Annotated in this window: 10 protein-coding genes; 9 read left to right on the top strand and 1 reads right to left on the bottom strand. The window is 34.4% G+C overall.

The genetic code is table 11. From position 1 onward, the window contains the following. Positions 1-237: 237 nt before the first annotated feature. Complete coding sequence (locus EG358_RS00190) at positions 238-1,530, top strand: phenylacetate--CoA ligase family protein (RefSeq protein ID WP_076561943.1); 1,293 nt, start codon at positions 238-240, stop codon at positions 1,528-1,530. A gap of 93 nt (positions 1,531-1,623) precedes the next feature. Further along, entirely contained in the window at positions 1,624-2,232 is a 609-nt protein-coding gene (locus EG358_RS00185) for a hypothetical protein (RefSeq protein WP_076561942.1), read from the top strand. Positions 2,233-2,266: 34 nt separating this feature from the next. On the opposite strand, the gene EG358_RS00180 is transcribed toward EG358_RS00185, so the two are convergent. Beyond that, a complete protein-coding gene (locus EG358_RS00180) occupies positions 2,267-3,511 on the bottom strand; it encodes an NAD(P)/FAD-dependent oxidoreductase (protein ID WP_076561941.1) in 1,245 nt (414 codons plus the stop codon). An 84-nt stretch (positions 3,512-3,595) separates the two neighbouring features. Here EG358_RS00180 and EG358_RS00175 point away from each other — a divergent pair, with 84 nt between their 5' ends. The 7 genes from EG358_RS00175 (at position 3,596) to EG358_RS00145 (ending at position 12,226) form a co-directional block, all read left to right on the top strand. Then, a complete protein-coding gene (locus EG358_RS00175; RefSeq protein WP_076561940.1) occupies positions 3,596-5,116 on the top strand; it encodes an HAL/PAL/TAL family ammonia-lyase in 1,521 nt (506 codons plus the stop codon). Between the two features lie 47 nt (positions 5,117-5,163). Next, the gene (gene fabG / locus EG358_RS00170) at positions 5,164-5,895 is read left to right on the top strand and encodes a 3-oxoacyl-ACP reductase FabG (protein ID WP_076561939.1); all 732 of its coding nucleotides are present in this window, start codon (positions 5,164-5,166) and stop codon (positions 5,893-5,895) included. Positions 5,896-6,027: 132 nt separating this feature from the next. Continuing rightward, positions 6,028-7,248, top strand: coding sequence for a beta-ketoacyl-[acyl-carrier-protein] synthase family protein (locus EG358_RS00165; protein ID WP_076561938.1), 1,221 nt, complete (start codon positions 6,028-6,030; stop codon positions 7,246-7,248). Positions 7,249-7,252: 4 nt separating this feature from the next. Continuing rightward, positions 7,253-7,507 carry an acyl carrier protein gene (locus EG358_RS00160; protein WP_076561937.1) on the top strand — a complete coding sequence of 85 codons (255 nt, stop codon included), beginning with the start codon at positions 7,253-7,255 and terminating at the stop codon, positions 7,505-7,507. 110 nt (positions 7,508-7,617) lie between these two features. Continuing rightward, positions 7,618-8,502, top strand: coding sequence for an LpxL/LpxP family acyltransferase (locus tag EG358_RS00155; protein WP_076561936.1), 885 nt, complete (start codon positions 7,618-7,620; stop codon positions 8,500-8,502). Positions 8,503-8,943: 441 nt separating this feature from the next. Continuing rightward, entirely contained in the window at positions 8,944-10,479 is a 1,536-nt protein-coding gene (locus tag EG358_RS00150) for a phytoene desaturase family protein (protein ID WP_076561935.1), read from the top strand. Next, on the top strand, positions 10,469-12,226 hold the full coding sequence (locus EG358_RS00145) for a C45 family autoproteolytic acyltransferase/hydolase (protein ID WP_083677081.1): 1,758 nt from the start codon (positions 10,469-10,471) through the stop codon (positions 12,224-12,226). The genes EG358_RS00150 and EG358_RS00145 overlap by 11 nt, the downstream gene beginning before the upstream one ends. Positions 12,227-12,332 lie beyond the last annotated feature (106 nt).

The following is a 12,332-nucleotide window of genomic DNA, read 5'->3' as shown; positions in this document are numbered from 1 at the left end:
ATAAGAGTGGGCTTTAGCCCGCTTTCAAATTTGAAGACCGAAATTGGCTTTAGTCAAAATTTATTTTCTCTCGCAGATTTTAAAGATTTTAATTTAATCTTCAATGCAATCATCTGTGAAAATCTATGTAATCATCGGGAAATATAAAACCCACAGATTTCACAGATTTTTTTAATTGTTAAATGCGATAATCTTTTAATTTTAATTTAAATAAATTTGTCTTCTAAAATTAAACTATTGGAACTCTTCCCACTTATCGAGAAATCAAGCATTGAGGACATTAAAAAGTTTCAGGAAGAAAAACTTCAGGAACTTTTACAATATCTTGAAAGCAATTCGCCTTTTTATCAGCAATTATTTAAGGAAAATAATATCCAGATAACGGATATTCAGACTTTGGAAGATTTGCAGAAAATTCCAACAACTTCCAAGAACGATATTCAAGAAAATAATGACGATTTTTTCTGTATTCCACAAAATAAAATTGTTGATTACAGCACGACTTCCGGAACTTTAGGTGATCCTGTAACTTTCGGTTTGTCTGATGCCGATCTTGAAAGATTAGCTTACAATGAAGCGATTTCTTTCGCTTGTGCAGGAATTCAGAAAGGGGATGTTGTACAGATGATTACAACGATCGATAAAAGATTTATGGCTGGGCTTGCTTATTTTTTAGGTTTAAGAAAAATGGGCGCAAGTGTTGTTAGAATGGGACCTGGAATTCCCGAACTTCAATGGGATTCTATTTTCAGGTATCAACCGAAATATTTGATTACTGTTCCTTCTTTTCTTTTAAAAATGATTGATTACGCTGAAAAGCATGGAATTGATTATAAAAATTCAAGCGTTTACGGCGCTGTTTGCATTGGTGAAAGCATCAAAAACCAAGACTTTACAGATAATATTCTTTCGCAGAAAATTAAAGAGAAATGGAATATTCAATTATATTCCACTTATGCTTCTACCGAAATGAGCACTGCATTTACTGAATGTGAACATCAAATTGGTGGTCATCAACATCCGGAATTAATTATAACAGAAATTCTCGACGACGAAGGAAATGCAGTAAAAGATGGAGAAAGCGGTGAATTAACAATTACAACTTTAGGTGTTGAAGCGCTTCCTTTATTGAGATTTAAAACGGGAGATTTAGTTAAAGCTCATAATGAGCCGTGTAAATGTGGTAGAAATACGATGAGATTAGGACCTGTTGTAGGTCGTAAGCAACAAATGATTAAATATAAAGGAACAACTTTGTATCCGCCTGCAATGAATGATATTCTGAATGATTTTGAAGGAATTTTATGTTATCAGATTGTGATTCAGTCCAATGAGATCGGTTTAGATGAAATTATCATTAAACTAAGCACAGAAAGAGAAGACGAAAGTTTTGAAGGAGAAGTGAGAGACCATTTCAGGGCGAAGCTTCGTGTTAGTCCGAAAATTGAAATGGTGAATTTTGATATTTTGTCTAAAACAGTTTTCAACCCAAACAGTAGAAAACCGATTACGTTTATTGATTTAAGATAAATTCTTGATAAGTTATAAAAAATGAAAATATTTTCTCCCGTTGTGATGAAGTTTGTATTTGAATATTATCTTTACGGAAAAATTAAATAAACTATGAAAAAATTATTTCTTGTATTACTGCTTTCAATTGCTACGACAGTTTTTGCACAAAATCAAATGAATATTGTTCAGGGAAGTTTTGATTTTCTGAGGGATCAAACTGAAGTAAATGTACAAGTCAAATATGAAAATGCTGTTTTTCAGGTAGAAAACTTTACCGAAGAGCAATATCTCGAAAAAAGAAAAGAAGATATTCTGGCAAATCGCAAAAGAGGAGAAGAAGGATGGCAAAAATGGAATGAGGCTTGGAATAGATTTAAAGATTCAGAATATTTAGATTACTTATTAAAAGGTATAAATTCAAAATCTAAAAAAGTTGTTTTCAAAAAAGATGCCCAGACAAAATATACAGTAATTGTTGATGCAAAATGGATTTATGCAGGTTGGCATGGCGGTTTAATTGGTCAAGAAGCAAAATTAACTTCAGATATTACTTTTGTAGAAACAGAAAATCCTTCAAAAGTAATAATGAAATTACAAGGAGATAAAATTTTAGGTAAACCGCAAAATAAGGATTTTGTAATGGAATATGGTCGAATTGCGGGTGCGTATGAGGCAACAGGAAAGGAATTAGGAAAAGCAATAAAGAAATCAATTAAATAAAACAAAAACGGTCTGAAAATTTTCAGACCGTTTTTTATGCTTGTTCTTTTTCTGCTTTAATGAAATTAGCAAGGTTTACGACTGCGGTATTGTGTATTCGCACGAATGTATTTTTTTTGTCCCAGACATAACCTGCCAAAACAGCGCAAATTTTTCTTTTAACATCAGGATTTTCCGGCTGATGGAAAAATAATTCCTGAAGATTTCCGGTGTACCATTCTTTCACGTAGGTTGTAAAAACGTTGACTCCGTATAGAATATAATCTGCAAATTCTGTCTGCCAGTCGACTTTTTCGCCGTTTAATTGTCTTATTGCCAGCTTTGCGGCAGTCATTCCGCCCTCGGTTGCAAATGCCATTCCTGATGAGAAAACAGGATCAAGAAATTCTGAAGCATTTCCCGTTAAGGCAAATCCGTCACCGTATAATTTTTTAACCGAGCAGGAATAATCTTTTAAATGCCTTGGTTCAAAAAGAAATTCTACATCTCCAAAACGTTTCACGTAATAATCAGAAAGAGAAATTGCTTTTCTCAAAGCTTCTGTAGGATCTCCGTTTTCAGATAATTTCTCGATATATTCGGTCGGGCCGACGATTCCGATACTTGTATTTCCGTTAGAAAAAGGGATGACCCAAAGCCAGACTTCGGTTTCTATAATATCAAAAGAAATTAAAGTTCCCTCTTCACCCTCTTCTCTGTTAATATCTTCTACATGGGCAAAAATAGCAGAATGCGGAGATAATTTTGATGGCTTTTCTAAATCTAAAAGTCTCGGTAAAACTCTTCCGTAGCCGCTTGAATCAATTACAAATTTTGCATGGATCTCTTTTGTTTTTCCGTCTTTGTCTTTAACGGTGGTAACAGAATCGGTACCGTTAAATTCAATTCCGATCACTTCAGTTTCAAATTCAAGGTCAACGCCTTTATTGATAACTTCCTGAGCTAAAGTATTGTCGAAATCAGCTCTTGGAACTTGCCAGGTCCAGTCCCATCCTTCTCCGAATTTGTTGCTGAAATCAAAAATACAGACCTCATTTCCCCGCATAAAACGTGCGCCGAGTTTCTTTTCAAAGCCCATTTTATCTAATGCAGAAAACAATCCGGCCTCGTCAAAATGATCCATCACTCTGGGAATAAGGCTTTCGCCAACGACAAGTCTGGGGAATTTTGTTTTTTCAACAACTTTCACGTTGATGTTATTCTTCTTCAGATAAGCAGAAGATACGCATCCGGAAGGCCCAGCTCCAATTACTAAAACATCAACAATTTCTTTGTCCATTTGTTTAATAAAACTTTTATCTTTGCGCAAAATTAGTGACAATTAATTATATTCTACAAAATTATATACTATTACTTTTAATTGATGAAAATAAATAACTTTTTAGAACTGAGAGATTTTCAAAGAATTATTGTTGAAAACGAAAGCATAGAATTGGATCCTTCACTTCTCCAAAGGGTGAATGAAAGTTTTTCTTTTCTTAAAGAATTTTCGAAAAATAAAGTAATTTACGGAGTGAATACCGGTTTTGGACCGATGGCTCAGTTCAAAATAAGCGATGAAGATACGCACCAGTTACAGTATAATTTAATAAGAAGCCACTCTTCGGGTATTGGAAATCCACTTCCTGCTGACGAAGTGAAAGCCTGTATGTTGGCAAGATTGAACACTTTGTCTCGTGGAAATTCGGGAGTACATGAATCTGTTGTTAAGTTGCTTAAAGAATTAATTAACAGAAATATTACACCACTTATTTTCGAGCACGGTGGCGTAGGAGCAAGCGGAGATTTGGTGCAATTGGCCCATTTAGCTTTAGTTCTGATTGGGGAAGGCGAAGTTTTCTATAAAGGCGAAAGAAGATCAACAAAAGAAATTTTTGAAATTGAAAATTTAGAACCTATTCAGGTAGAGATTCGAGAAGGTTTAGCGTTAATGAACGGAACCTCTGTGATGTCCGGGATAGGTATGGTTAATGCTTATAAAGCCAATCAGCTTACTGAAATTTCATTGAAATTATCGTGTGCAATCAACGAAATCGTTCAGGCGTACGACGATCATTTTTCGGAAGTGTTAAATGCAACGAAACTTCATGCTGGGCAACAGAAAATCGCTGAAAAAATGCGTGCTCATTTGTCTGACAGTAAATTAATAAGAAAAAGAGCCGATCATTTGTACACTCATTTTGAGGAGCAGGAAAAGGTTTTTAAAGAAAAAGTGCAGGAATATTATTCGTTAAGATGTATTCCGCAAATTTTAGGGCCTGTTCTCGATACGTTGGAATACACTGAAAAGGTTTTGGAAAACGAAATCAACTCAGCAAACGATAACCCAATCATCAACGTGGCAGACCAACATGTTTACCACGGTGGAAACTTCCATGGAGATTATATTTCGTTAGAAATGGATAAGCTTAAAATTGTGGTAACGAAGTTGACCATGTTGGCTGAAAGACAATTGAATTATCTTTTAAATTCAAAAATCAATGAAATTTTACCTCCATTTGTGAATTTGGGTAAATTAGGTTTCAATTTCGGGATGCAAGGTGTTCAGTTTACGGCAACTTCTACAACAGCAGAAAGTCAAATGTTATCAAACCCGATGTACGTTCACAGTATTCCTAATAATAATGATAATCAGGATATTGTAAGTATGGGAACCAATGCAGCCGTGATCTGCAGAAAAGTAATCGAAAATGCCTTTGAGGTTTTGGCGATTGAAGCCATTACTGTGATTCAGGCGATAGAATACCTTGGGTACCAAGATAAAGTTTCATCTGAAACCAAAGCATTATATGATGATATCAGAAAGATTATTCCGATATTTTCGAATGACATGGTCATGTATCCTTATTTGGAGGAAGTGAAAAAATATTTAAAGACAACGTAATTATTGACGGCTTTTAGTTGTCAATATATAAATAAACCGAAACACATATGAAATGTGCAATCATAACAGGCGGTTCTCGAGGAATTGGAAGAGCAATCTGTATAAAACTGGCTGAAGAAAAAAACTATCACATATTAATTAATTATACTTCAAATGAAGCTGCAGCAAAGGAAACTTTAGCTAAAGTGGAAGAATTGGGTTCAACCGGAGAAATTCTTAAATTCGATGTAGGAAATGCTGAAGAGACTTTAAAGGTTTTGGGAGAATGGCAGGAAAATAATCCAAGTTCAGTGGTTGAGGTCATTGTAAACAACGCGGGAATCACAAGAGACGGATTATTCATGTGGATGTCAAGTGAAGATTGGAATTCTGTGATTAATACGAGTTTAAATGGTTTCTATAATGTGACAAATTTCTTCATTCAGAAATTATTGCGAAACAAATACGGCAGAATTATCAATATGGTTTCAGTTTCCGGAGTGAAAGGAACGGCGGGACAAACCAATTATTCTGCAGCAAAAGGAGCTTTAGTCGGAGCAACAAAAGCTTTGGCTCAGGAAGTAGCTAAAAGAAATATTACGGTAAATGCTGTAGCACCAGGTTTCATTAAAACCGATATGACGCAGGATTTCAACGAAGATGAATTGAAAGCAATGATTCCTGCCAACAGATTTGGTGAAGCAGAAGAAGTGGCAGATTTGGTTGCCTTTTTAGCATCAAAAAAATCTTCGTACATCACAGGAGAAATTATTAATATTAACGGAGGAATTTACTCGTAATAATCTAGCAATGTAATAATTTAACAATGTACCAATGAGATTCTTCACTCCGCTCAGAATGACAGAGTTTTTAATTGTCACATATTTAAAATTGTTACACTGTTAAATTGATAAATTGTTACATTTTTTAACATGGAAAATAGGGTAGTCATTACCGGAATGGGAATTTATTCTTGCATCGGAACTTCTTTGGAAGAAGTGAAAGAATCCCTGTATCAAGGAAAATCGGGAATTGTTTTAGTAGATGAAAGAAAAGAATTTGGTTTCAGATCGGGTCTTACGGGAGTTGTTCCCAAACCTGATTTGAAAAATCTTCTCAGTAGACGTCAGCGTGTAAGCATGGGCGAGGAAAGCGAATATGCTTACATTGCAACATTAGATGCTCTTAAACAAGCCAATATCGACCAGAATTTTCTAGATCAAAACGAAGTCGGAATTTTATACGGAAACGACAGTGTTTCTCAGGCGGTTGTAGAGTCTATTGACATTGCAAGAGAAAAAAAAGATACCACTTTGATGGGTTCAGGAGCGATTTTCAAATCGATGAACTCAACAGTGACGATGAACCTTTCTACTATTTTTAAATTAAGAGGAATCAATTTAACCATCAGTGCGGCTTGTGCAAGCGGTTCTCATTCTTTGGGATTGGCTTATATGATGATTAAAAATGGTTTTCAGGAGATGATTGTTTGCGGTGGAGCGCAGGAAACCAACAAATATTCAATGGCAAGTTTTGATGGTTTGGGTGTTTTTTCGGTACGAGAAAACGAGCCTACAAAAGCATCAAGACCTTTCGATGCCGAAAGAGATGGTTTAATTCCGAGTGGTGGAGCGGCAACTTTAATTGTAGAAAGCCTTGAATCGGCCCAGAAAAGAGGAGCAACTATTTTAGGCGAAATCGTCGGTTATGGTTTTTCATCAAACGGCGGACATATTTCTACGCCCAATATTGATGGCCCGGCTTTAGCGATGAATCGAGCTTTAAAACAATCAGGTTTAGAAGTAAAAGATATCGATTATATCAACGCTCATGCGACTTCAACGCCAATTGGTGATGCAAACGAAGCAAAAGCAATTCACGAAATTTTTGGTAGCGAAGTCCCGGTAAGTTCTACAAAATCAATGACCGGTCACGAATGTTGGATGGCAGGTGCAAGTGAAGTAATTTACTCAATTTTAATGATGCAGAACGATTTCGTAGCTCCCAACATCAATTTAGAAAATCCCGATGAAGATGCTCAAAAGATAAATCTAATCTCCGAAACTAAAAATCAAAAAATTGACGTATTTTTGTCGAATTCTTTCGGATTTGGGGGAACCAATTCCGCATTAATAGTTAAAAAATTTGAATAAAAACATGGAAAGAGAAAAAATTGTTGCCATTGCTAATGATTTTTTAATCAATGAGTTTGAGGTAGATGGTGACGAGATCAGCAATGATGCCCATTTCAAGAAGACTCTGGGCTTAGACAGTTTAGATTATATAGATTTGGTCGTGGTGATCGAGTCTAATTTTGGAATAAAACTAGGTGAAGCAGACTTTAAAGACATCATCACTTTTAATGATTTCTATTCGGCAATAGAAAACAAAATCGCTCAAAAAAACGCATAATTATTGATTAAACTTTACTCTCAAATAATGTAACAATATAGCAATCTGACAGTGTATCAATTGATGTGAATTGTTAAACTGGTACATTGATAAATTGGTAAATTGAATTTATGAACAAGTGGAAAGGCAAATCTAAAGGCACCATCTTAGGATATAGAATATTCGTCTGGTGCATTAGAAATATCGGGATCCGAAGTTCATATTTTGTGCTCTACTTTGTTGCTTTTTACTATTTTTTATTCGAAAAAAATAGCAACAAATATTATCGATATTATTTTCAGAAAAGACTCAATTACGGTTTTTGGAAGACAAAAATCTCCTTGTTTAAAAGTTATTTTACTTTCGGAACGATTTTAATTGATAAGACTGCTATTTCAGCAGGTTTAAGAGATAAATACACCTACGAATTCGACGGAATAGAAAATCTCAGAAATCTTTTAGCCGAAAAAAAAGGTGGCGTTCTGATCAGCGCCCACATCGGAAATTTTGAAATTGCAGAGCATTTTTTTGCTGAAATTGACTTCGATTGTCAGATTAATTTAGTGACAACAGATCAGGAAGTTACAGTCATTAAAGAATATCTCGAAAGCGTTTCTGTGAAACAGAGCAACATAAAATTTATCTATGTAAAAGACGATATGTCGCATATTTTCGACATTAATGAAGCATTGTCAAAAAATGAATTAATCTGTTTTACGGGTGACCGTTATTTTGAAGGCTCTAAATTCCTCGCAGCAGATTTGCTTGGGAAAAGTGCAAAATTTCCGGCAGGGCCTTTCATGATTGCTTCCAGATTGGGCGTTCCGGTGGTCTATGTTTATGTGATGAAAGAAAAAAATCTTCATTATCATTTGTTTGCACGAGTCGCTGAAAACGTTAAAAAGCGTGATGCACAGGGACTTTTACACTCATATACCAAAAATCTTGAATCGATGATTCAAAAATATCCGCTTCAATGGTTCAACTATTTCGATTTTTGGGACGATATTGATTAGTTTTCGATAATTTTAAAATGGTTATTTGACAGTCTCGAATAATCGTTTAATATTTTTTATGGCAGCTATTTCCGCCTTCCGCTCCCAATCTTTTTTTGCCAAAGCTTTCCCAAAGCAAAAAAAGGATTTCCGCTCAAGTCGGGCTGTATGCAATTCAATAATACAGGAGCCAAGGTAAAAGTTTAAAGATCCAAGATTAAAACATCTATTAAATTAATGTATTGTAAATTTTTGGTAATAGGTTGATAGAATACTGTTCCTTTGCTGAGTGAAACGCCTTTGCGAACGAAAAATATTTTCAATAATTTAAAAAAAACTTTGTGTCCTTTGCGTTTAAATAATGCAATATAAATTGAGTTTTTCGTAAATATTTTTAGACACATTATTCTAAACAGTTTGATAAACTTTTGTACCTTTTGCCGTTAAAACTATAATCAGAATTTGAAAAAAACATACGACATATTGATTATCGGCAGCGGAATAGGAGGCCTTGTTTCAGCGCTTATTTTGGCAAAAGAAGGCTTGAAAGTCTGCATTCTGGAAAAAAATAATCAATATGGCGGAAACTTACAGACCTTTTCCCGAGACAAATTGATTTTCGACACCGGCGTTCATTATTTGGGCGGACTTTCAAAAGGTCAAAACCTTCATCAGTTTTTTTCATATCTGGAAATAATGGATGATTTAGAGCTCCAGAAAATGGATGAAAATGGATATGACAAAATCACTTTCGGAGACGATGAAATTGAATATCCACACGCACAAGGTTATGATAATTTTGTTGAGCAATTATCCAATTATTTTCCTGAAGAAAGAGAAAATTTAGAAAATTACTGTGAAGAAATTCAGCGTGTTTGTAATCACTTTCCTCGATATAACTTGATTGGAAAAGATATTTACAGCGAAGAAATCCTTCATTTAAATACCAAAAGATTCATCGAATCGATTACGCAGAATACAAAATTGCAATCTGTTTTATTGGGCTCCAATTTTTTATACGCAGGTGATTCTGAAAATATACCCTTTTACGTTCATGCTTTGACGGTAAATTCTTACATTCAGAGTGCTTACAAATGTGTGAAAGGCGGAAGTCAGATTTCAAAGCTTTTAATCAGAAAATTAAGAGAATATGGCGCAGAGGTTCACAAGCATTCGGAAGTGGCTGAAATTATCTTTAGTGAAAACAATGTTTTAAGTTCTGTAAAAACAAAATCAGGAAAAGAATTTTTTGCTAAACAGTTTATTTCTAATATTGAAATTCGTTCTTTAACTAAATTAATCGGTGAAGAAAGACTTAAGAAATCTTTTTTAAACAGAGTCTTAAGTTGGGAGCCTGTTTCGTCGTGTTTCAGCGTTTATTTAGTTTTAAAACCTCAAACAATTCCCAATTTCAATTATAATATTTACCATTATTCATCCGAAGAATCGGTTTGGAATGCTTATCGTTATGACAAAAAATCGTGGCCAGAAACCTATATGCTTTCTTCCACGCCTTCAAAACATCATCCTAAATTTGCAGAAAGCTTAACCGCCATTTCTTATATGGATTTTGATGAGGTCAAAGCTTGGCAAAATACAGTAAATACAATTGCTGAAGAACAGGAAAGAGGAAAACATTACGAAAGATTTAAGCTGGAAAAAGCAGAAAAACTGATTGATGCTTTAGAAAAGAAAATCCCAAATCTAAGAGATTCAATCAAAAATATTTATACTTCATCACCTTTGTCTTACCGTGATTATATCGGAAGTTTTAATGGAAATATGTACGGTTATCTCAAAAGTTCAGAAAATCCCCTAAAAACAATGGTTTCTCCACGCACAAAAATTGACAATCTATTTCTGACCGGGCAATCCGTAAACATGCACGGGATTTTGGGCTGCACGATTGGCGCTTTCAATACCTGCGCAGAGATTTTAGGAAAAGAAAAAATTGATGAACGTTTGACACAAATAATTAAAAATAATAATGAAATCTAAACACACTTTTGTTATTCAGAGTGAAGCGAAGCGTAACGATGAATCTAATTTTAAGATAAATTCTTCCTTTCGTCGAAGTGGCAGAGCTGTAATTTTATTTTTTCTCAGCCTTATCCTTATTCTCAATCTGAGCTCTTGCGGTGTCAGAAAATCAATCAAACACATTCCGGATGTATGCCAATATTCTTTAGAAATCCCGAAAGTTAATATCATTAACGATTCAACTTTTAGTTTTAATCAAAATTATTTAACCAAAAATAAACAACTGCTTTGGGAATTGTACATCAAAGGAAATCCTTTGCAGTTGGGCTATAACAATGGAGCTTTAACGCAAGATTTAATGCAGAAACAGGAAGAAATTTTCTTTTCAAAAGTAGAAGGTTTTGTCCCGTCAAAATTCAAGCAAAAATTATTGAGCGGCTTTTTGAAATGGTACAACCGAAAAATGTATCTTAATGTAAGAGACGATTTTCAGGCTGAATTGTACGGATTATCCCAATATTCATCAGATAAATATGATTTTATTGCTCCAAAATTCAGAAGAGCAATGTATTTGCACGGAGCACACGATATTGGGCACGCAATGCAGGATTTGATGGTTGTTGGCTGTACTTCGCTTGCAGTTTGGAATGAAAATACGGAAGACGGTGATTTGTTGATTGGAAGAAATTTTGATTTTTATGTCGGTGACGAATTTGCTAAAAATAAATTGATAGAATTTGTAGAACCCGAAAACGGAATTCCTTATCTATCGGTAAGTTGGCCTGGAATGATTGGTGTAGTTTCCGGAATGAATAAGGAAGGAATTACGGTGACAATCAATGCTGGGAAATCTAAAATTCCGTTGACAGCGAAGACTCCGATTTCTTTTGTGACAAGAGAAATTCTGCAATACGCCACAACGATTGACGAAGCGATTGCGATTGCCAAAAAGCGTAAAGTTTTTGTTTCCGAATCTATTTTGGTCGGAAGTGCAAATGATAAAAATGCTGTTATTATTGAGGTTTCTCCGAATAATTTTGGGGTTTACAGAGTTGAAAATTCAAGTAAGGTTTTTTGTACCAATCATTTTCAATCTGAAGCTTATAAAAATGATAAAAGGAATCAAAAACACATTGTAGAAAGCCATTCCGAATACCGCTACGAAAAACTTCAAGAACTTTTGCAGGAAAATAAAAAGCTGAATCCTGAAAAAATGGCTTCCATTTTAAGAGATAAATCCGGATTAAAAGGTGAAAAAATAGGTTATGGAAATGAAAAGGCGATTAACCAGCTTTTGGCTCATCACGCTGTTATTTTTTCGCCACAGAAAAAACTGGTTTGGGTGTCTTCCAATCCTTATCAGTTGGGTGAATTTGTCTGTTATGATTTAAATGGAATTTTCTCCGATAAAAGATTGAAAAGCGGTGAATTTGCAAAGTCAAATTTAAATATTGCAAAAGACCCTTTCGTAGATTCTCAAGAGTTTAAAAATTATGAAGAGTTTAAATTTGCCCATTCTGAAATACAAAATGCAATTGATTCGGATGATATGATTCTTACGGATGATTTTATTCCGCATTATCAATCTTTAAATCCTGATTTTTGGCTGGTTTATTATCAATCCGGGAAATATTATTTTAAACAAAAAGAATATTCAAAGGCAAAAACAGAATTTGAAAAAGCTTTGACGAAAGAAATTACGACCATTCCTGATAGAGAAAATATTGAAAAATCTTTGAAGAAAACTTTGAGGAAATTAAAATGATTTTGAACCGTTAAGATTTGTTAAGTTTTGAAGAATATTAAGTTTTCTTTGCATTTAGCTTAAAAAAAATATTATGATTTTTCTTAACTCAATTTAACTCCTTAAT

This window comes from Chryseobacterium indoltheticum (assembly GCF_003815915.1).
In the GTDB taxonomy this organism is placed as follows: Bacteria; Bacteroidota; Bacteroidia; order Flavobacteriales; family Weeksellaceae; genus Chryseobacterium; species Chryseobacterium indoltheticum.
This window is presented reverse-complemented; position numbering and strand designations above follow the sequence as displayed.